This is a genomic window from Paenibacillus hexagrammi (assembly GCF_021513275.1).
Taxonomy (GTDB): Bacteria; Bacillota; Bacilli; order Paenibacillales; family NBRC-103111; genus Paenibacillus_E; species Paenibacillus_E hexagrammi.
Map to the genome: position 1 here is coordinate 5,246,888 of NZ_CP090978.1, position 23,454 is coordinate 5,270,341.

The following is a 23,454-nucleotide window of genomic DNA, read 5'->3' on the forward strand; positions in this document are numbered from 1 at the left end:
CCCCTCTACAGGACTATCGGAACTCGAATTCGCACGACGGTTCCTTTTCCCCATTCACTCTCGATGTCTAGGCCATATCTGCTTCCATAATGGGTCTGCAGACGATTGTGAACGTTAAACATACCGAAACCATGCCTTCCCTTCACGATATCCGTTTTATTCAGCTTCGCTTTGATCTCAGCCAGTTTGTCCGCAGGAATGCCCGCTCCGTCATCCGAGATCTCAAACACAATATCTTGCAGATCCCGATACCCTGTAATTTGGATCAAGCTCCAATCTTCGGTTTCCTTGACACCATGATAGATCGCGTTCTCCACGACCGGCTGCAGGATCAGCTTGATTACTTTGCTTGGTGCGATCTCCGGGTCAATTGAAATTTCATAGTGGAAGGAATCACCGTAACGCATACTCAATATCACAAAGTAATTTCGAATGAGATCAATCTCTTCCTCCACCGTAATAACCTCTTGCCCGCTGCTCAGACTCGTCCGGTAGAAGTTGGACAGCGCCAGTACCATGTCGCTAGCAGCCTCATTATCCTTGAGGTCCACCAGCTGTTTAATGGCAAACAGTGTATTGTACAAAAAATGCGGCTTGATTTGGGCCTGCATGGCATCAAATTCGGCCACACGCTTGTGCTCCTGCTCCACTTTAATTTCTTCGAGCAATCGGCTTACACTTTTCACTAGACGACCGATACTGCGGTTTAGCACGCCGATCTCGTTATGCACATCCACATCAAAATCCACATCCAGATTTCCGCTTTCAACTTTATAGACCTTCCGCGTGAGAGTAGCTAGCGGCTTCGTCAGCACCTTAGCCAGCAGGTTGGAGAGTAGTACCGCAATCAGAATGACAAGCAGCGTAATGGCCAGAAACAAGTACTTCGTGCTGCTCAGCTTATTTAGCAGATCGCTCTCCGGATAAACCGCCACAACCTTCCACTGATTCACTTTCAGAGTATCGAAGACCACAAACACTCTTTTACCATGCGGTTTAATGAAGCTAAAGGTCCCCGAGGACTCCGAGGTATGAGTTAGATAATCAATAACCTTGTCATCCAGCTGCTCATTCGGTTCAACAGATTTGAAGTTCATGACTCCACCTCCCCCACCAGCGCTAAATAGCCGTGTTCACTGATTTGGGGATTCGCCAGAATGTCCACGAACCAGCTTTCCCGCAGCTGAAAAGATAGAATCCCTTTTACCAGAGAATCCTTATCGCCTATTATTCTTTGCAGACTTACGGTTTTATCGTCAGGCGGATTCCGGTCTGCTATAATGTTATTTTGCAAATTCAACCATACATAACCGTCATTCCTGCCGCCGTATCGATCATAAAATTCATTAAAATTAAACTTGATGTTATTGACGTTGAAATCTTTCTTCTGTACGAGGACCTTGCCATCATTCAAAATGACAAAAATAGAATCCAGCATGGAATAGTAGGTGTTGTAAATCCGATCCACGCTTTGATTTAGACTTAGATAATTCTCCGTCTCTACGTCCGAGTAGTAGCCTAACTGGTTCACTATGGCATTTGTATTCGATTCTTCCGCCAGTATAACCAACTGTTGAAACACATCACTTAACCGGTTATCCAAATAATCTCTCGTCTGCGTGACCGTATCCATGATGTTCACACTGGCACTGCTCTGGACTTGCCTAACCGAGATTAAGTAGGAAAAATACCCCATGATGATCACAATCATCATAATGGAAGGGATAAACAAGTAGATGATCATGGATTTCAGGGGGAACATGGTGTTCATCCACCTGTTTTTGATCTTTTGCAATACGCCATGAAATAATGTCGGCATCAGGAACATCCCCATTTAGGTAAATTCGGGCTGAGTAAAAGAGAGGATGACCGCATCATGGTTGATGTGATCATCCTTTATCGGAATATTTAAGGAAGCTTGTATACATGATGATTCGACATATCGTGTCGAATTCCTGTCAAACAGCGCTCTTTAAAATGGATGAGGTTCGTAGTGACAAGTGAATATGAAAAAAGACCCCTGACATTCAGAGGTCATCAACTTGCTTATTAAGCTTGGGTTTGTTGGTGAAGCACTACCTCAAAAGCATATTCTCCGGCAGCGGGACGACCGTTTGAATGATATAGCCTGCGCTGCCGTTTTGAGCCATTGAGTCGCTTGTAGTGGCGCCAGCGCCGCCGTTGCCGCCACTGGCTCCGCCTCCGCCACCGCTGTTAATCGTTGCCGATCCTCCCGATGTTGATCCGTAAGCTCCGCCGTTAACCTGTACCGTACCTGTGATCGAAGCTGCGCTAGTCGAAATCAAATGCACGATCCCGCCGCCACCGCCGCCACCGCCACCTTCGGAGCTGCCGCCATTGCCGTCAAATCCGGCACTTCCGCTGCCGCCGTTCGCCTGTATGGATCCCATAATGCTCATGGCTCCTTTGGCGGCAAGAACGATGATACCGCCAGCGCCGCCGCCGGCTCCTGGAATACCCAAACCTGCCGTATTCGGATTTGTTCCATTGGCTCCATTGGCCCAGATTGATGCTCCACTTGTTACAGTCAGATTATCTTTGGCAATCATCACGATAGAGCCGCCGCCTTCTCCACCTGTTGCCGAAAGATCACGGCTGCCGGCCCCCCTGCTGCCGCATCGGGCAAGGCGATACTTGCAGCGGTGAGATAAGAAATGCCTTTGCCCCCGATGCCGGGTGCCGCTGCAGATAGAGATATGCCGGGATGCGGGCTATAAGGATTCGTATTCATGGCTCCCGGCATCACCTGTATGGCGCCTGAAACGGTAATGCTTCCTGTTGAACGAAGGATCGTACCGCTAGGTACCTTCAACGTACCTGCAATCGAAATACTGGTGAATTGCAGGTTTCCACCATAATATGGGCTTCCCGAAGTGAGGGAGGTTAAGTCAAGGGTTTGACCTATGGACACGCTTAAAGCTCCAGCCGATCCGTCTCCGTAAATGCCGTTGTCGCCCGAGAGACCCTGCGGACCTACTGCTCCTACTGGTCCTTGGATACCTTGTATGCCCTGAGGCCCTGCAGGACCAGCCGGACCAGCGGGGCCAGCAGGGCCTTGCTCACCTGTATCACCTTTGTCTCCTTTGATCCCCTGGGGACCAGCTGCACCTGCCGGCCCCTGTGCACCCGGATCGCCCTTGTCTCCCTTCTCTCCTTGAGGGCCCGCAGGACCCATCGGACCGGCAGGACCCTGCTCGCCGGTGTCACCTTTGTCCCCTTGGACTCCCTGAGGACCGGGTGCACCCGCTGCGCCTGCCGGACCCTGTGCACCTGAATCGCCCATGTCTCCCTTCTCTCCTTGAGGGCCCGCAGGACCCATCGGACCGGCAGGACCCTGCTCGCCGGTATCACCCTTGTCCCCCTTTATTCCCTGAGGACCCGCTTCTCCTGCAAGACCTTGCTCGCCCACCGGGCCCATAGGACCTTGATCCCCCTTCACATTAAGTGTGTACTCCGTTTGGTTCGCCTCACAACTGCTGCCGGGAGCAAGCAAATGGATCTGCCCGTTACTGCCGACACAAATTTCGATGGTATCCAACAGTGTGGAATTCGCCCACGCCCCTGGGATTTGTGTGCCTAACAGTAACACACTCACTGCCACGGCGATTTTTCCTTTTAATGTATTCATATTTATAATGGCCCCTCTCTTACTTCACTGAATAAACTTTACGAGCTTCAGCATCCTCTCCAGCATGGCGGCGGTCTCCGCCCGTGTCGATAAGCTTGTCGGACGGAACATGCCTTCTCCATCAATAATCCCTGTTTCGGAAGCCTTATTCACGGCTTGATGCGCCCACTCGGCAATCATTCCCGCATCAGTAAAGACGGTGTTCCGATCTTTTCCTTCCGGCTTGACCTCTGTATAATTCATGGCGCCGACGATCATTTGAACGAGTTCTTCCCGGGTAACGGACTGGTCGGCACGGAACGTTCCGTCTTCGTAGCCGGAGACAAGACCTGCCCGGTATGCCATATTCACCGCCTGTTCGTACCAGCCCCCGGAAATATCCGTGAATGGGCTTTTCGTCTCGCTTGGCGCAAGTCCTAATGCTCTGACCAGCAGTGACGCGACTTCCGCGCGTGTGATCGGCGCATCCGGTGCAAAAGCGTTCTTGCTGCGCCCCTCAATAATTAGCTTAGAAGCGAGCAACTCAATCGGCGCTTTCCCCCAATGATTGTGCACATCGTCAAAAGTAACAGGCCGGTTGATCACCGTATATAGGCTAGCCCCCTGCCGCTTCATGACAGCAACCCATTTTCCGTTCTTCTTTTCAAAGTAGGTCGGCACATAGTGAAACTCGTTGCTCTCCGTAACCCACCAAACGCCCGTTGCAGTTGCCGGCACGGTGTCTCCCGGAAGAGTAAGCGTACGTGTCACGTAGCGATTAAACGTACTGATAAACGCAGTCCTGCCGTTTTCACCCGTCACTTGGATTTCAAAGACGATGGCAGGCCCCAGCTTCTGTGCTTCGATCCGGTTAACAGCTTGCTCGACAGCCGACTCAATGGAAGCATCAGGTGAATGAACAATAAAATGAAAACGTATGTCATCTTCCGTAACGTTAAACTGTTGACTATAAACTTTCGCGGAAAGCTCTGTAATCGGAACGGACATCGTGGCTCCATCAGACTGCAGCACCAGCACGGTCTGCGGATTCATCTTTTCGATCTGCCTAAGGCTGGCTCCAGAAATTCGGATCTCTCCTCCATTCGCCGGCATATGGAGCGGCACGACACCCCGTTGAACATCCTCCAGTGTAACGATCTGCGAATCCGTTATTCCCTTCTCCGTCACAATGTCAATTTTGATGTTCGTATTAGGTGTCTGCGGTACAACCTGCACGGACGACCCTGAATTACTCGATTTGGAGGAGGGGTCGGATCTACCACAGGCGTAGTGACCACAATCGACGTATCCTTCGATTGACCGCCATAGGTCGCCGTAAGCACCGTCTGACCGGCTTTTAAACCGTGCACGATCCCTCCGTTATCCACAGCAGCAATGGAAGCATCGGTCACGCTATATGTGGCAAACGGCGTTACGCTGCTCTCTGACTGATCACTCCAGAGCGCGCTGAGACCGACTGACACTTGCTGGCCGACATTCACTACATATGAAGCTTGGCCGAAGCTGAGCGACACCGGTTCAATAGAAACAGCACTATGGCTAAATGTCACATATACATTCGACGTCACCGTTACGCCATTCAGGCTGGCTGTCACCGCAGCGGTACCCTCCGCACTCGGTGCGGTTAATACGGCCTGATAGGTTCCATAGCTTTCATAGCTGAATGAGAGCGATATCGGAAGCGGCTCTATATTCGGTGTTTCCGATGGAATTGCTCCCTCTTGCCAGTCGGTCTCTGACTGAAGCGCCGAACCTGCGGATTCTTTCAAAGTGCCTAATCGTCCATATATCGCCGATACCAGGCTCGCCTCATAGTGTCCGTACGTGACATGTGTCACACTGCTAAGCTGGCCGCTCGACGTAAAGAATTGCAGCCCCTCCGACGGCTCTGCAATATCGTTGCCGTGCGCATCTTTTAGCTGCAGCGAAATCACAGTCTGGCTGCTGTCGTCCGCCGGCAAGCTTTGGCGGCTGACTGTCATGACGGAGCGCTCCGGCGAAGGCGCACCCGGTTTAAAATATACCCGTGCCAGATCCGTCAGAGTCACACCAGCCGCTTCAGCGCTGACGTAGCTGACCCCTGCGATTGTTGTAGCCGTCAGAGTAGCGGCATAGGTCCCGTTCCCTTCGGAGGTTGGCGTCCCCGCCCATGTACCAAGTGTGGCATGCCATCGAATTTGTTCCGGCGATAAATCAACCGCATGGCCGTCTTGGTCCCTGAGAACAAGGAATACCTTCACCCCGCTTGTTCCATCTGCAGGAACCGCTACATCATCTGTGTAAAGCGTTCCTTTGAGCTCCGTCCATGACGATGCATAGGTATGCAAGGGCGGCAGCAATAATCTTGCAGCCAGCAAGATAACCGCCAAGCCGCATATGCGCTTGCACCACGTCTGAGCATATCCATATCGCCGTATTCCCATAAATTCCCCTCTTTCCTTAAAAGAAAGCAAATAATGAACCACATCTATCTTAATGAAAATAGCTGCTATCTGATATTATCCGAAAGTGGTATTTATCGTGTTTTTCATAAAAAAACACATATTTCGATGTTGCTCAGCCCTTCATTTAATCTTGATCGACAAATAACCCGGACTAGCTTCTAGTCCGGGTTGTATATCAAAACTTTTCGTCTGCTATTTCACGTGCAAGTACACCTACCAGGTGCATTTGCCTGTGTTCAACGTTTAGCCGCCCGCCCCGAGTGCAGCAAATTCAGCTCCTTCGCCTGCGCGATGGCGCTAGTCCTCCTCTTCACTTTTAGCTTCGCAAATATGTTCTTCACATGAACCTTCACCGTGCCCAGTGCAATAACAAGGCGGTCGGCAATTTCCTTGTTGGACATTCCAGCCGCCAGAAGGGCAAGAACCTCAAGCTCTCGGTCAGTAAGAGGCTCCTCCAGGACAGCCGCGGAAGAATGTCCTTCCGGCGTCGGCGCTTCCTCCTGAATCGGCGGCTCTGCGGTTCCCTGCAGCACACAGATAAAAACGCCTAAAGTCGCCATCGCCTGCAGCACCATCGTTCGTTCTTCCGAGAATACTACGTGAGCCAACCGATTCTCCAAATAAAGAACGCCCAGCATAGTATCGTGAACGGCAATCGGCAGACAAAGGATGGACTTCGGCTTATGTGCTGCCATATACGGGTTATGAATCACCCAACTCTCCTCACCCGCAGTGTATCGGACTGTCTCTCGCGTTCGGTAGACGTACCGGATCATTCCCTCCGGCAGCAGCCCGCTGCCGTCCAGATTCTGAGGAAGCTGCAGTTCCGCTCCCAAGGTCTCTGCATAGGCTTGAAGGTACAGTGCATCCCCTTGGCTCGTCAACAACGCACCCTTCCCTGCTCCGGCATCCCGTAAAATGGTCTGTAAAATTTCTGCAAGCGCCGCTTTCATATCCTTTCGATCGTGGATCGCCTGCGCTGTTTGCAGGATTGCGGTAAGATCGGCGGTATCTGTACCGGGCTCATTCAGGATATGAGCCGCACGATTATGCGTTTGTTCAAGCGTAGTCGCAGTCCCTTTCTGCACAGTTGGCAGATGCTGACTAGCATCATCGTACAGCAGCTCCTCCAATTGAGAGACCTTAGCCAGGAGGCCCCAGCTCCGGTAATGGTCCAGCGCGATATGCAAATAAAACTGCGCCGTCTGATTTTTCCCACGTGCCTTATAGTAACGAAAAGCAAACTCGGCCCCCAAAGCAGCCGCATGCAGATCCTCATGCTCTCTCGCCTCTCGGATCGCCCGGTCATACAGTTCCTCCGCCTGGGTCCGCTTCCCGAGAGCACGCGCTGCTTCCGCCTCAAGCAAGAGGCATCTGGCTCCGAAGTTCTGCGGGCTCCACAGGGACAATCTCCGGAAGTACCGCAATACGGACTTGCATCGCTTCGGCAGAGGTACATTCACCGGATGAACCGCAAGGCTTGCCAAACTGCCATAAAACAGACATTCCGGTAAGTGAGGCAGATGCGTTGCATATGCTTTGTAAGACTCCGCCTGATGGGTCCAGCCCGATGCAGCCTCATAATGGCCGCACAAAAAAGCCATTTGGGCTTTATAGGTATAGTACTGAAACAAGGTGGTGGTGGAAGTCTCCTCCTGCCGAGCGCGGCTGAGAAATCCCTCTTCGTCGAACCCAGGACTGTCGAACGAATCCGCCGATACAGTACCTCCCTGCAAAGCAGCTATATACTGCTGGTACAGGTGGAAATTCATCCGAACAAATTCATCCTTCGTTATATCGAGTACCGTCATATAGCCTGCAATCGTCCGGGCTAATTCATCCAGAGAGGCCCTGGCATATAATGAATTGACATGAGCTCCCATCGCATAACTGGCAAAGACATATTCCCCGGCACTCAAACCATGCTTCAGGGCCCGCTTCAAATATTCATCCCCTTCGCGGGCGTACCCGGCAAACTGGCAGAGCACGCCCCCATACATGGTGTAGGTATAGCTCTGGATTGAGGCGACCTGATAGCGCTCAGAGAGTTTAACTCCAATCCGGGCAATAGCCAGCCCCTTGTCGAACTTCCCCATCAGACTTCCAAGCAGCATACCAAATGCGGAATATACGGCAGCTGATACCATGGTGTTTCCATATTGCAGCGAAAGATGAACCGCCCGGCAAATGATCAGAAAGAAGACCTTTTTATTCGTAAAAAATGTTGAAGGTACGATCGCAAAAATAAGATTCATAGCACTAATCCTAACGGGATCGGACATATCGGGAAGACTCTCAAACTGCTCATGCCGCCTCCGCAGCATCCCTTCGATCCGCATTCCCTCCAGCAGCAGCTGGAATCGGCCGGGATTATGCGGGATTTCCATCTTCAGCTCCCGGAGGCTTTCCAAGCCTATAGCTGTGCCTTCTATATAACGCCCCTGATTAATCGCCTGCATAATTCGAAGCATCTGTACCCTGCTCCGCTCAACCGGATCCAGAGCCTTTTGCAGCAAAAGCAAGATGTCCTGCTCTGACTCCTGTTCGTTCCCGCAAAGATACTCGCTTTCGGCCTTCTGTATATACAGCTCGAATAGAAGTTCATGATGCCGTTCCCAATTATCGGATGATAATAGTGCTGCGCCCCGGCGTAAATACCCTAGGGCAGCATCGTAAGCCGATGAAGCTTTAGCTCGGCTCCCCGCCTCCACGTTAAGCCGAACAAGACCGAGAAGCTCCGCTTCCTCCTGGATCAGAGCAGCTCCAAGGTTTAAGTGATGAATCCGTTCGAATAAATCCTCCTCCTGGAGGGCGGTAAGCTGTTTTCCGATTTGAAAGTGGAGGAGCTGCTTCCGGGCAGCCGGTATCGAATCGTAAATCAGCTGCTGGATTTGGTCATGGACAAACTGCTTGGTTCCCCCATGCACGGTACGAATCAGCCCTTCGGCCTCCATCACATCCCAGGCGGATAGCTGCTCATGTTCAGAGGTGTTATGCATGCAGACAAGCAGAAGTCCAGATGAAAAAGTGCTCCCCATACATGAAGCGGCCCAAAGCATCTCTTGCGCTAGCTCGGACAACCGATTCAGCTTATGCCTCACAAGATCCTGCAAAACAAAGATGGACTCTCTGTCCATAATCCTTCCCAAGTCCCACTTCCATCTCTTCTGTTCCGCACTGTAGAACAACAGGCGTTCCGCCTGCAGACGGTCTATGATTTGCTTTAAGTGAAAAGGGTTTCCGCGGGAGAGATGCTGCAGCACCTCTGCTAAGGGCATCACACTCTTCCCTGAAGTATGTAGCGCTGAGGCGAGCATCGAATTGGTCTGGTCCAGCTCCAGGGGGGACAAGTGAATCCGATGCACGGAAGCCTGTTCATCTGCCCCTCCATCATGTCTGACTCCGGGTAGCATGCCTGATTTGAAATCGGCCTCCAACGGACGATGGGCGCAAACCAGGAGCAGATATTGGCTTTGGGGGTCGCATACCAGAGCACGGAGTAGCTCAAGCGAAGAAGCATTCGCCCACTGAAGATCATCCATCACCAGCACAAGAGGATGATCCTTGGAGACAAGTGCTTGCACAAACTGGCAAAACACATAAATAAACCGCTTCTTGGACTCCTGCGCCATCAAACTCTCCACGACGGCAACATCACCAAGCAAGTGTGAGACTTCGGGAATGATTTCCGTAATAACGCCGGCATTCACACCGAGTGCGGCAATCAGCTTTTTTCTCCACCTATCCGTATCTTCTTTTCTGCCTCCCAGCAGATGGCGGATTAACCCCCGAAACGCTTGGATAATCGGCGCGAGTGGACTTTCCTGCGAGAATTGTTCGAACTTCCCCGTGAGATAGTTAAAGCTGCGTTTCTCTAATTTCTTTCGAAACACTTCGTGGATCAACGTGGTTTTGCCGATGCCCGCCTCGCCGGATACATATACAATTTCTGTTCCTCCAAGGCAGGAGGAGACAAAAGCTTCCGAGAGAACCAAAGCTTCCTGTTCACGACCTTCCGTATAAAGCTCCAAATCGTAGCCGCTACTGGAGTCTCCTGCCTTCTCCAGATCCGATATCACCTGAGCTGCACGTTGATATCGCTTGTCTGGATCTTTGTGCAGAAGCGTCTGAACAATCGCCTGAATCGCATCAGGTTGATGAAACTCCCCTCTACTTATCAAAGGAGGGCTCTGCGTCAAATGAAGGTACACCCATTCCAAAGGATGATTCGCTTCAAAGGGCAAATGCCCCGCAAGCATTTCGAAGAAAAGGATACCGAGTGAATACAGATCACTCCGCTCATCGACCGTACGGTGCATCCTTCCGGAGCTCTCCGGGGCGCAGTAGGCCATCCCTTCATCCAGCCTAGCGCGGAAATACGGCAGCTTCTGGCCATTAGGCGAAAAAGGGAGGGCGTAACCATCATCCATCAAAAAAGCTTCCTTCTCCTCCAGCCTTAGACCGATCCGTTCCGGCCGTAAGTCCAAATGAAGCAGCAATTGCCGGTGAAGCTGTTCAACCTGAACTGCGATGGACCTGGCTATAAGCAAAAAAACATCGATGTCCATTGGCTGAAGCTGGTCTTGCATATAATGCCGAAGCGTTACCACATCTTCCTGAATCTCTCTCACTTCCGACACCCCGTCCACATGTTGCCTTGATCGTATGACTTTATTTTCTTTAAGTCATCAAAATACCACTTAGGTGGTATGGATTCTTACCCATCTATGCTTTATCTTACATACAAAGATCATACTAGAAAACAGGAAAGGTAGATACTAGAAATGGAGTCGTTTTTCATCCCATTCATCGGCATTCTTTGCTTTGGCGGGGTTATTTACTTCAGCGTTTGGTGGCAAGGCAATAACCTCACCCTAAAGTTTACGAAGTGGTATGCGCTATTTTTCTTTATAGCTGCCCTTATCACAGGTGTTTATTTCCTTATTCACGGCTATTGAAGCTGGCCCTCTAAACTTCATCCCTATTTGAACAAAAGAAAAATGTCCCCACATCACGATTCGTCGTCATGTAGGGACATTTTTTATGAAAGATGCTTATGATGTCTGGACACTTTACTACTGATTAATGAGATATTTCGTAACTCGTTTCACGACATCATTTGCAGCTTCTTGGGTAGAAGACTTGCTTGCATCGACTTCGATTTCCAAATACTCTGTGCCAAGGACGTCACGCGCGGTTGCTTGGTCGCCTACTTGCGTGGAGCCATTTGCTACCAAGGCAATCAATCCCGCGTCGTTCATCAGTTTGGCAACTTCCGCGATGCGCTGCGACGATTCGCCAGCATCGTTTCCGAGCAGCATCGTATGGTAGCCTGTGGATACCAAACGTTTTTCAACTTCCTTCGCAAGAGTCAGTTGATCTGAGGCTGAACCCGTGAACCACAAGGTCAAAGGACGCTGTCCTTTTTGCTCCGCACGAACATCTCTAGTGATTTCCGTATCGAGTCCTGCAAATCGGTCCGAACTTTGAAGGGCTTCGTCAATGACTCCACATGCGGATGTCATATTGGTTACACGGTCGATCAGAATAAATCCGCCGATGCTTTTATTTTCTTCGAAGGAATCAAATACGATGTCGTCCGCTAAGGAGAATTCACATTTTGCCAATTCATTCTTGACGATCTGATTTGCAGAAACGGTATTTCCTGTATTGATGTCGATCTTATGTTTAATAGCCGTCACGGTACCCGGCAGTATTTTCGTGCCTACTTTAACCAGATAATTTTTGCCTGGAGTCAGTACGGAATCATCCATCCAAAGAATCGTAGCGGCAAAGCTATCGGCTTCTTGTAATTGATTATCCTTCGTGAATACACAGCCACGTGAAACGTCCACTTCCCGGTCCAATTGAATGGTTACAGGCTGTCCGGCGTGAGCTACATTCCGGTCTTGGTCTGTGACTAAGATGCGTTTGACTTTCGCTTTTTCACGGCTAGGCAGTGTCGTCAATTCATCACCTACCGCGATGGTCCCCGCCTCAATCTGGCCTTGGAAGCCGCGGAACGTGTGGTCAGGACGGCATACGCGCTGAATCGGCATCATAAATTCTTTCGAGTCATCGGAGCGATGAACATCCACATTCTCTAAGTATGGCAGCAAAGCAAGGCCTTCGTACCATGGGGTATTGTCTGATTTTTTCGTGATGTTATCCCCTTCTGTTGCAGAAACAGGGATGACCTGGATGCTTTCAAGGCTGAACTCGGAGGACATGCGGGCGAAGTCTTCTTTAATGTCATTAAAGATTTTCGGATCAAAGCCCACCAAATCCATTTTGTTCACAGCTAGAACGAGATGCTTGATCCCCATGAGTGCACAAATCCGAGTGTGGCGCTTGGTTTGAGTAATAACGCCCTTCGTTGCATCTACAAGGATAACCGCTAGATCCGCAAAAGAGGCACCTACTGCCATGTTACGTGTATATTCTTCATGCCCCGGAGTATCCGCTACAATGAAGGAACGGTGATCCGTCGTAAAGTACCGGTAAGCTACATCAATCGTAATCCCTTGTTCACGCTCAGCGAGCAGTCCGTCAAGCAGCAAGGAATAGTCGATCTTGCCGCCGCGGCTGCCTAGTCTACTGTCCAATTCCAATGCTCTCTCTTGGTCAGCGAACAACAGCTTTGCATCATAAAGCATATGTCCAATTAACGTGGATTTCCCATCGTCCACACTTCCGCAGGTAATAAATTTAAGCAGACTTTTCATTTTAGAAATAGCCCTCCCGTTTCCGTCTTTCCATACTTCCAGCCGCTTCTTGGTCAATCACGCGAGTTGTCCGTTCGGATGAAACTGCGCCAAGCGTCTCCTCGATAATGGTATCCAGCGTGTCGGCCTCCGACTCAGCACCGCCTGTAAGCGGGTAGCAGCCTAGTGTGCGGAACCGCATTTTCTTCATTTCAACCTTCTCATGAGGCTCGAGCTTCATCCGGTCATCATCCACCATGATGAGATGTCCATCACGTTCAACGACAGGTCTTTCTTTCGCGAAATAAAGAGGCACAATGTCAATGTTTTCTCTGCGAATGTACTGCCAGATATCTTTTTCCGTCCAGTTGGAAATCGGGAACACGCGGATGCTCTCGCCTTTATTAATTCTTGTGTTGAAAAGCTTCCACATTTCCGGGCGTTGGTTCTTCGGATCCCAAGCATGATTCTTGTTACGGAATGAGAAAATCCGCTCTTTCGCGCGCGATTTCTCCTCGTCACGTCTTCCGCCGCCAAACGCAGCTGTAAATCCGTACTTGTCCAATCCCTGCTTCAACGCTTGGGTTTTCATAATATCGGTATACGCCGAACCATGATCAAAGGGATTGATTCCTTGTTCAATTCCTTCTTGATTGGAATGAACAATCATTTGAATGCCGAATTCTTTCGCCTTGCGATCGCGGAACTCGATCATTTCTTTGAACTTCCAGGTCGTATCGATATGCATGAAAGGAAACGGCGGCTTCTCCGGATAGAATGCCTTCAGCGCCAAATGCAGCATCACGGAGCTGTCCTTCCCGATCGAATACAGCATCACTGGATTTTCACATTCCGCCGCAACCTCTCGAATAATATAAATCGCTTCAGCCTCGAGTTGATCCAGATGCGTCATTTCATCTATGGAATCAAGCATTTGCTTTTGCATGCAAAGGTGCCTCCTTTTTAATCCCCACTAAGTTTATAGTATTTCTTATATTCTAACAGATTCTAGCTTTTATGCAAAGTGGAAGAAAGTAAATTTCTTTAGATTTTTATCGGTTTTGTCGAAGCGCATCAGCGCCATTGTCGAAATTCGTCGATCCCGTTCCTATCATACCACTTCGCGGCCTTTAATGTTTACCTTTTCATGCTTGAATAGGGAAGCTTGGGGAAAGCACTTACAAAAATATTAAAGAAAAAATGACCTGTATACGGGGAGGTATACGGTCATTTGATTACGGTGCGTTGCTGTAGCCACTACACTGTACCTGCTATTTTACCGCGGCAATTACTTCCCTCAACGAATGTAGCCATTAGCTGAACAAATGGTTCCCAAGATGATCAGTGGATTTTACTATACAATCGTTCAGACTGAAGCTGAGCAAGTTAGAAGCCCTCTTCCGTTTAAGTTACTCCGCCTCTGGTTCGTCCTCATAGTCTACGGCAAAATCGTAAAACAGATCAGCTAACCCATCATGAAACCCCCAACCGATTCCGTCTGTATTGCGAACAATCGCCTTTAACCTTCCTTGAAACCTAAGATACAGTCCTATCCCGTTATCCGCGCTGATTTTATTTAATGCATTCTGGTACATAGATACCATACTGGAATAATACGATTCATACATATCTCCGTAATCGTTGGTAAACTCCACACCTAACTCAACATAGTAGATCATTAAATCTATTGTTTTAGCAAGATTATTGCTTAGTTTACCAAACTCGGTAATGGCTTTCTTGGCTTCTGCCAGCTTAAGCTTGGGTTCACCCCGTTTTGGGTAAAACTGGTGCAGAATTTTGTCCTTAGCCTCATCAAATAACTGATTTTCCGTACTTTCAGGGTCCAGCATCATGTGGATGTACTTTTTCACATCGTTATTTGATTTATAACAGTCGATAATAATGGAGACAAGTTCCTCAGCTTTGTAGGTTTTTAATTGCTTTTTAAGATCTGGAATCGATATCTTGGTCATATGATTTGCTTCCCCTCGTTATTTCTTGTCACCTCTTCAGCTTCATGCCGGTAGATCCCATTGTACGATAGCCTATAGTGAGCTATTTGATTCGCTGTAGCTCTGGGATGTGTCCGTTTGTGGTTTCTCCAGCAATTGTCCAATCTCTAAGTGTAGTTTATCATAGGGGGATTTTAACCGAGAACAACAACATCTAATAAAAAAGAGCGTGCAAATGGTCCAACGACCAACACACGCCCTCATTCCCAGCAGTACTATTCTGTTGTCCTTATTTCATCGAGTCGATCAGCGCTGCGATTTCCGGGCTCAATTGGAGAGAGCGCAGTAAGACGGTCAATGCCTCGGCACGAGTCGTGCTCTTGTCCGGAGCAAAGGAGCCCTCGTCTTCGCCGTTGATGATACCCGCTTCAGCAGCAGCCTCAATCTGATCTTTGTTCCAAGAATCGCCGATATCGCGGAAGACCGTACTGCCGCTCTCTTGAACATGGCTCAAGTCGATGATTCTGGACATGATTGCCACCATCTCTGCTCGAGTAATGTCTTGATCCGCGCGGAATGTGCCATCTTCGTAGCCGTTAAGGATACCGTTGGAGGCAAGAGCCATGATGGAAGCCTTCGCCCAATTTCCGCTGATGTCGCTGAATGTACCGGTATAAACCGTACCTGTGCCTATGTTGAAGGCTTTGGCAACGATGGCTGCGAACTCGCCTCGGGAAATGTTGGCGTCCGGCTTAAAGGAACCGTCCTCATACCCATCGACGACCCCAAGCTTGGAGAAAACCTTGATGCCTTCAGCTGCCCAATGATCAGATACATCGTTGAAGGCTGTTGGAGCATTCGAGGATTTGAGCTTATCAGTTAACACTTCCTTTAATACGGCAACCGATTTGGAATCCGACAGATCGAAGACCGGTCGACCGGGAGTGACAGCTACAACAGGTGCAGGCTTGTGACTCTGTTCCGGCAGATTCGCATCTGTACCATCATCCTGCGATGACTCTGCCGGTTCGTTGCTGTCCGCAGGGCTTGTTGTTCCTCCACTACCGTTCGAGGAGTCGGAGGATTTGTGTTTTTTAGTTGTTACTTCGACACTTGGCCCATTGATTGACCAATTCCCTGCTGCATCTCCTGCCTGAACGGTGAACGTATACGTCGTGTTATGACTAAGACCTGATACGCTATATGGATAGGTGCTTCCAGTTACTGTAGCGATCAGTTTGGAATCTTGGTACAAGCGGTAAGCCGTTACGCTTACATTATCGCTGGCACCGTTCCACGAAAGGCTCACACTGTCTTTGGAGATACTAGGCGCACTCAACGCTCCTGAGGTCCAGCTTGGCGCAGTTGTATCATTGACCACAGAGGTATTCATGGTGTTGGTGAATGCCCATGGTTCTGCGCCTTTCACAACATTTGTAAAGCTTACATTTGTAAAGGAACTATTTTTCAAGTAACTAATGCTGGTTGCCGGCGTGTTATTGAAGGAAACTTTGTTAAAATGGATATCCTCATGCGGCGCATCGCCGGTTCCCGATACAAAGATCGCACTCTTCGTAGAAGAGTCTACGGATACGTTATAAACAAAGATGTGCTTGAAGCGGCCCATATCCGGTGCCGGATCATTCGTGCTGGACGGATAAGCGGAAGTGAATTCGAACGGGTATTCATCCCCATCTGAGACATCCTTCATGGCCGAATCCCGGAACACAATATTTCGGGCTCCGCCGCCGATACCCGCTCCTGTCTTGGCACGAAGTCCAACGCCGATTCCGTTCATGACATTGTCTTCCGCAATGATATTTTGAATCCATGCAGCGGTATTGCTGCCTGCCACTACGGCTCCATGACCGTGACGGAAGTAGTTGTTAAAGATCCAGATATTTTCTACAGGATGATTCTTTTCAGCTGCTGCACCGACACCTGCGGCAAAGTTAACATCGTCATCTCCGGTGTCAAAGACACTGTTAATGACCGTAAGCCCCGTTCCGCTCATATCGATACCGTCGCCGTTGTTGCAATCGAAGGTCATTATTTTGACCCCGTTCAGCGTAACATTGGTACTGCCCACAGACAGCGTGTGCATGGAAGGATTCACGATCGAAAGCCCGCCCCCAAAGTACACGTTGGTGACATCTTTTGCGGTGATCAGGTTGGATCTTGTCTTATAAGCGTCCTCCGCGCTAAAGCCCCAGCTTAATGCCAGATTATACTGCGCCGCTGCAAGAATACCGTTGGTCGCAACGGTGCCGGAGCTGCTTTTTTAGGGAGACTGGGAATCCGTCTGCATCCGGGGTATCCTGCTTCCACCCATTGCCGTCGATAGTGCCTGTTCCGGTAAAACGGATGTTCTCCAGAACCGTATCTGTAGAAATAGCATTGATTAACGAATAAGTCTTAACTGCGGATTGATGAGTAGGATCCGGATAAGGGAAATCCGCCGCATTCTCCGAAGCCTTCAGTGTTCCATTGACTTCAAAGGTGATGTTGCTCTTATTGATCCAAAGTGAACCGGATACAAATGTTTGTCCTGCAGGGATGACCACTTTACCTCCTTCCGGAGTCGCGTCAATCGCTGCCTGAATCGCTGCTGTATCAACAGTTGCTCCGTCACCGACAGCACCATAATCGGTAACATCAAAAACTTGTGGAGTCGCGGCCGTTGCTTGTGTAACGGAATTGCTGTCAGCAGATTCATTACCGCTGCTGTCCACCGATCGGACTACAAAGGTGTGTGTCGTATTCGGAGTAAGCCCTGTCACGGTATACGTGTGATTGCTAATGCGAACAGCCTCGCTGTTACTGGAATCCGCATAGAAGCTGTCGATAAAAGATTTCGCAGGAGACGCTGTATTTTGGTTCGCGCTTCCTATTTTAACTCCGTCCATGTAAACGTTGTAATCCGCAATATCGGCCTCCGCATAGTTGTCAGGCTTCGTCCACACTAAGGTAATACTGGTGTCATCATACGCTAGAGTTGGTACGGATACATGCTGAGGCGGCAGTAAGGCTGCATCTGTAGACGGAAGCGTAACCTCTACACTTGGCCCATCCGTTGACATACATCCTGCATCGTCAAGCGCCTCCACTTTAAAGGCATAGGAAGCACCTGCAGTCAGGCCTACAACCGTATACATATCGCTGCTTGCATCCACAGTTGCAATCGGAGCCGATACGCCTTGCTGGAAGATCGCATAGCCGGTTACGCCTATTGGATCCGTTGCGCCGCTCCATGTCAAAGTTACGGAATCATGGAGGGTGGCTGTATACACCGGTCCCGCCTGGTTAGGCTGAGCAGAAATCGTATTCGACGCCGTCAATGAAGCAGCTTGCCAGGACGGCGCCGCTGGTGTGACTACCTGTACAGAGGGGCCGTCAGTCGAGCTATTACCCGCTTCATCCACAGCCTCTACAGTAAAGGTATAACTGGTTGAAGGAGTCAAACTCGTCAAATCGCTGGTGGTCACAGCACCGTCCACCGTTGCCACAGGCACCGCGCTGTCTCCTTGATAGATCTTATATTTCTCTACACCTACATTATCATCTGCGTGAGTCCATGTAAGTGTTAATCCGGTTTGCGTTTCGTTAGAGCTAGTAACTTGCCCTGAGGGCCAAGTCGGCACTTCATGATCATCGATTGGAGCTGTTGTCGATACCGGCAGGCTTGGGCCGTCGCTGGACCAATTTTCCGATGAATCACCGGCTTCTATTTTAAATACATAATTTGTACTGGAATTCAGCCTTGTAACCGAATAACTGGTTGTATGGCCGTCGACCGCTGCGATCATAACAGGATTTGCCGAATCCGTAATATCGTACACTTTATAGCCCGTTACACCCGTAGAGTCGGATGCACCCGTCCATGTAAGATTTACTTTGTTCTGCGTGACGGAGGTTGCATGCAGATTACCTGATGTCCACGCTGGAGGCACGATATCACTGGATGTCGAAGGACCATCCGTTGACTCTTTACCGGCTGTATCTACAGCTTGCACCGTGAACCTATAAGCCTTCGTCGTCGGGTCGAACGCTGCATCAAAGCTCGTCATCATGGCTTTTGTCACCGTGAATGAAGTCGCCTTTCCATCCGCCGTACTGCCCACCAGATTGCTGCCTTCATAGATGTTGTATTTCGCTACACCTGCGTTATCATAAGCTGGGTTCCAGGTTAACGTAAGGTCACCGTTTGCTGCTACTGCTGGTGTTACACTGCCCGTTCCAGCCCAAGTTGGAGCTGCCAGTCCATCCAAATCGGTTAGTGGTGTGCTTTCTGCCGTATCGTAGCTGTTCTCGATCGTAACGTTTTCGAAGTTAACGGTAACGGCATTCGTCGGGTCATTAGAAACCACATACATACCTATATAGTAGGAATTCGACACCGCCGATTTTGTGCTTGTTGATTTGGCAGGCGTCCATTGAATGGTTCCCGATGAATCCACTTGACCGATATAGGAACGGTAATACGTGGAGGTTGTCGTATCCCCGTCTGCTAGCTTAGAGCCTTGATACGCCAGCTTCAAATAAAAGCTTCCGTCCGCCGCGCTACTGACAGCCGATGCTGTGGTGCTGGTCGTGTTTTTCCCCTGGGTGACATCTCTATATTCATAATAAGGAATGTAGGAAGCTGATCTTCCATTACTTGAGGCGGTTGGTTTGATAATCACACTTGCATTGTTGCTGTTGGCATCCAGGCTGGTTCTAGCCTGCAATCCAATAAACGGAGCAGAAGCACCGCCTATATCAAAGCTTTTCACCTTTGCGATGATCGTACCGTCGCCGCTAAGCTTGGAGCTTAGTCCGACAAATTGTAAGCCATCCAAATCTGCCGCGGTATAACCGGAAGCGATCGCACCGGCGCCTGTAACGGTAAATTCATTGGCAGAACGGTCATAGGACGCGCCTCCCTGTGCACCGACTGGGCCGATGTCTTGGCTTGTAAAGGCTGTATTGTCGTCATTGGCCGGAGGTACGGCCGGTGTCACATGCACCTCGTCAGATTCCACACTCTCGCTGCCTGAATTCGAAGCCGTCACAACATAGTAATACGTGATTCCGTTGGTCAGCCCGAAGTCTGTATAGGCGGTGTCTGTAAGATGGCTTGCGACCGTAATGTAAGTGCCGCTTGTGGTTCCGCGCTTCACATTGTAATAGGTTGCACCCGTTACCGTATTCCAGCTCAACTGGGCTTTCGAATCGCCGGCAATCACCGAGACACCTGTTGGCGCTGCAGGCCTTGCCACCTCCGGTACCACACTGACCTCATTCGAGGTCGAAAGCACACCGGAATCGTTAGCAGCCGTTACCACATAATAATATGCTGTACCGTTGGTCAAACCGGTGTCCTTGTAGCTTGTGCCTGTCAGATGGCTCAACACCGTATCGTACACGCCGCTTGTTGTTCCACGCTTCACATCGTAATAGGTTGCACCTGTTACCGTATTCCAGTAAAGATTGGCCTCACGATCCCCTGCAGTCGCTGAAAGGACCGCTGTGATTGCTGGCGTGTAATAATGAGGAGTCCAGTCGGGTCCGAAATAAGTCGTTATACTTGGAACGGACGTTGGGTCCAACAATGCAGGAACCACTCGACCCGACGTGTCAACCGGCGCACCGTTATAAGTCGTGTTGTACTCAGCAAAGTGTGCGTTTTGTGGCTGAGCACCGCTCATTGAGGTCCAGCCTGCGGGATCAATGACCGTACTGCTTTGAAGCTGGGTATTCATAAAAGTAACCCTCGCTCCTGCTCCCCAAGGTCTTCCAAAGAAGCTGGACTGATCGCTGTGCGTAGCCGTTATTGTGCTATTTACAAATACATATCCATAGGCCGCCGAATCTTTAGCTGCTGTTAAATAACCAGCTTGCGTGGAGTCACTATACCCGGAAAAATTCAGCCTAGCATGATCAAACACAACATTGCCATCGCCATAAATGAAATCTGTATTTCCCTCTATGTAGCTGTCCTTAACGTACATGCTGTGGGTACCGTCTCCGCCCGTATAAAGCGTATCCTGCCCGCCAATAAAGCTGCAGTCGTTAAACTCCACGTTGTCCGCATCGATCGCCATAGCCGCAGCTCTTTCTTGAGCCGCTCTCGAAGTAACATCCAGAGATGCCGTTCGCTCTACAGCGATTGTACTGCCAGCGACGTTACCAAGCTGAACACCGTCATCCAGTTCTTCCTGGGTGACGTATTTGCTGAATGAATTTTCAAATACAATATGTTCGGCTCTGAAGGCTGTAGCGGCACTGGTCAGGTAAACGGTAGCGCCCCACTTATCAGCAGTGTGCTTGTCATATTGATCAAAAGCAAGAGCCGAATTGTACCAACCATCGGTGCCAAGGCTGTAATATTTGTAGCCAATGCCGTAATACCAGGTGATTTTGACCTCCTGAGTAGGGTCTAGGCTTGCGAGAGTGATATAAGGAGTGGCTATTTTCAGCTGCGCTCTGTATACACCTGGCGCGATATGAATGGTAATGCGATGCGCCTCATCCGTCGGATTCATCCGAGCGGCCGCATCCAGGGCATCCTTCACCGTATCAAAGCTGCCTGAATGGGAGCTGTCCCCTACGTAGAGATCAGGAACCCACGCAAGCGGCTCGACAGTTGGATTTACCGGCTCGAACAAAATGTCCTTGCTTACAGCTTGACCGCTCACAACAACATGACCGATGGTGCTGTAATCCTCCGTACAAACCGCGGATATACGGTAAGCACCGTCTCGGAGACTGACCGAATATCCGCCGTTAGCCACTGTACCTGTATAGGTGTATCCATCATCCTCATTCGTAAATGTGATGCTTTGAATTTGGGCGGTAGGGGACAAGCCTTGAAAGGCTCCAGTCGCTGGATACATCATTTTCTTAACAACGTTCATATCTTGATTCGTATCATGAATGATATACACACTGCCGCCGGAGGAAATCTCATAATCGTTTGCCCCCAACAATTCAGCCGTGTAGGAAACCCCTTGTTGAACACCAGCTGTAAAAGTCATCGCCGCCGTATCCACAACAGCCGTAACCGATGCGGCGAGACTGCCCGTCGGAGGGTTCAATTGGATCTGGAGCCCACTGACATCGTAACCGTTGTCAACACCAACGATATGTCCGCTGATGGTAGCGAGGCTGTTCGTGACCACATCGAAACCGATATCTTGAATTCCTGCCGTAATATCGGAAGCAGATACTTGGATCACCTTCGTTGAATCCGAAATCGCGTATTCCGTCATATCCTTCAGCGTGGCAACGTACGTGTAGCCTGGAGCGAGAACAGCATCAAAGGAATTGTCACCATTCACGCTTACATTCGTTGTGTCGTTGGTTGACTGATTGGTGAAATTGAGACTGTAACCAGTAGGCAGCGAATGATTGTTCACGTTAACAATTCCGCTAAGATGAACCCCTGGTGTTCTGACAACACGGTGGAAATAAGGCTTTCCACTGGCTGAAGCTGACACGTAGATCTGGTATTTACCCGTATACTTTGCAATAAAATCATATCTGGCCGGCGTTGTTGCAAAATCCAGCTGATCATCTTGGGTACCGCCATCCGGACCCTCATAAACAAGATGAATCTGCTCCGTGCTTCCGGCGCTTAATCCGCCGTAAACCGTAACCTTATCCCCGGCCGCAACATTGTCGATCGTTATATATCTTCTTGATGTCCCCCCGTTCCATTGCAATAGTACGCTCCGCTCGCATTGTAAGCGTCATCATAACTTTTGGAGGCATTTCCCCATAAAGAAGCACCGTAATTGTAAGTTCCTACGTTCGTCGTACCCTCTTCATAATAATAGAGTCTGTCATTGGACCCTGTTATGATCGATAAATCGCCAAAAGGAATCGTCTGGCTGTTCGCCAACACCCAATTCGTGTTGTAGGTGGTAAACAAGCTAGGTGAGGCATCAAGAAGACTGGATGTGATATGATTCGTGGACAAATTGTATAGTGGATCCGTACTTGGAACCTTAACCCCGCCGAAATCCCATACATCCACTTGTCTGCTGCTGGACGTATCACTGGCATATACAGCGCTTACAAAAGCAAAATTGCTGAATACCATTGAGAGAAGCAACATCATGATTAACAGCTTGTGCAAGCCATCCCTCGACCTTTTCATCATTTTCCCTCTTCCCTCCTAGTGGATTGTACTCGTTCAATATGCAATCGAACCAAACCCGTTACTTGCTTCTAAGGCTGACCAGTCCTGCCCGGGCTCTCCTCTGACTAACTCATAGGAACTTCTCTCCTTTACTTGGAAAATTTTGTACAGTCAACAAACAGTATTTAACCGTATTTCGACCGATTACGTCTATAATCATCTGAACAGATGTTGCGTTGTAGGGGGTTTTTGGGGTTGGGATGCCGAGGAAATGCTATGAGATGGAACGGGAAGTTGAAAAGTCTGCTAGAAGTTCAAGCTGCTGCATAGGAGAGGGCGTTTGAGGCTTTATCGAGAAAAGAAGAAAGCCGAGGGTAAACAGGCTTGAGAACCTGGATCTATGATAATGGCTTCGAAATTCAGACCATTTTATATCATATATCCCCTTCCAACAGCCTCGGCATTTAATAAAAATTCAGGCTAGTCTAGTTGTAAAGAAAGATGTACATACTACGTGTAATGGAATATAATAAAAACACAAAATAACCTTTGATTTCATTGGATTTTTAAGTGTAAAAGGTGG

The 23,454-nt window shown here is 49.5% G+C and carries 13 protein-coding genes; all 13 read right to left on the bottom strand.

Annotation, left to right across the window (positions count from 1 at the left end):
• Positions 1–5: 5 nt before the first annotated feature.
• Entirely contained in the window at positions 6–1,097 is a 1,092-nt protein-coding gene (locus tag L0M14_RS23900; protein ID WP_235118988.1) for a sensor histidine kinase, read from the bottom strand.
• Positions 1,094–1,819, bottom strand: a complete 726-nt coding sequence (locus tag L0M14_RS23905; RefSeq protein WP_235118989.1) for a cache domain-containing protein — start codon at positions 1,817–1,819, stop codon at positions 1,094–1,096. The genes L0M14_RS23900 and L0M14_RS23905 overlap by 4 nt, the downstream gene beginning before the upstream one ends.
• A gap of 256 nt (positions 1,820–2,075) precedes the next feature.
• A complete protein-coding gene (locus L0M14_RS31225; protein WP_260115385.1) occupies positions 2,076–2,573 on the bottom strand; it encodes a hypothetical protein in 498 nt (165 codons plus the stop codon).
• Positions 2,570–3,649 (bottom strand): collagen-like protein, encoded by a 1,080-nt coding sequence (locus L0M14_RS23915; protein ID WP_235118990.1) that lies wholly within the window; start codon positions 3,647–3,649, stop codon positions 2,570–2,572. Before L0M14_RS23915 ends, L0M14_RS31225 begins: the two co-directional genes overlap by 4 nt.
• Before the next feature lie 24 nt (positions 3,650–3,673).
• Positions 3,674–4,864: an S-layer homology domain-containing protein gene (locus L0M14_RS23920; protein ID WP_235118991.1), complete on the bottom strand. Its 1,191-nt coding sequence runs from the start codon at positions 4,862–4,864 to the stop codon at positions 3,674–3,676.
• The gene (locus tag L0M14_RS23925; RefSeq protein WP_235118992.1) at positions 4,813–6,072 is read right to left on the bottom strand and encodes an invasin domain 3-containing protein; all 1,260 of its coding nucleotides are present in this window, start codon (positions 6,070–6,072) and stop codon (positions 4,813–4,815) included. Before L0M14_RS23925 ends, L0M14_RS23920 begins: the two co-directional genes overlap by 52 nt.
• Before the next feature lie 257 nt (positions 6,073–6,329).
• Complete coding sequence (locus tag L0M14_RS23935) at positions 6,330–10,724, bottom strand: AAA family ATPase (RefSeq protein WP_311198771.1); 4,395 nt, start codon at positions 10,722–10,724, stop codon at positions 6,330–6,332.
• A 444-nt stretch (positions 10,725–11,168) separates the two neighbouring features.
• On the bottom strand, positions 11,169–12,818 hold the full coding sequence (locus L0M14_RS23940) for a GTP-binding protein (protein ID WP_235118993.1): 1,650 nt from the start codon (positions 12,816–12,818) through the stop codon (positions 11,169–11,171).
• A gap of 1 nt (position 12,819) precedes the next feature.
• Complete coding sequence (gene cysD, locus L0M14_RS23945; RefSeq protein WP_260115387.1) at positions 12,820–13,743, bottom strand: sulfate adenylyltransferase subunit CysD; 924 nt, start codon at positions 13,741–13,743, stop codon at positions 12,820–12,822.
• A gap of 463 nt (positions 13,744–14,206) precedes the next feature.
• Complete coding sequence (locus tag L0M14_RS23950) at positions 14,207–14,770, bottom strand: DUF6155 family protein (RefSeq protein ID WP_235118994.1); 564 nt, start codon at positions 14,768–14,770, stop codon at positions 14,207–14,209.
• Positions 14,771–15,038: 268 nt separating this feature from the next.
• A complete protein-coding gene (locus tag L0M14_RS23955) occupies positions 15,039–16,892 on the bottom strand; it encodes an S-layer homology domain-containing protein (RefSeq protein ID WP_235118995.1) in 1,854 nt (617 codons plus the stop codon).
• Positions 16,893–16,974: 82 nt separating this feature from the next.
• Positions 16,975–22,452: a pectinesterase family protein gene (locus L0M14_RS23960; RefSeq protein WP_235118996.1), complete on the bottom strand. Its 5,478-nt coding sequence runs from the start codon at positions 22,450–22,452 to the stop codon at positions 16,975–16,977.
• Positions 22,416–22,892 carry a hypothetical protein gene (locus tag L0M14_RS23965; protein WP_235118997.1) on the bottom strand — a complete coding sequence of 159 codons (477 nt, stop codon included), beginning with the start codon at positions 22,890–22,892 and terminating at the stop codon, positions 22,416–22,418. Before L0M14_RS23965 ends, L0M14_RS23960 begins: the two co-directional genes overlap by 37 nt.
• Positions 22,893–23,454: the final 562 nt, after the last annotated feature.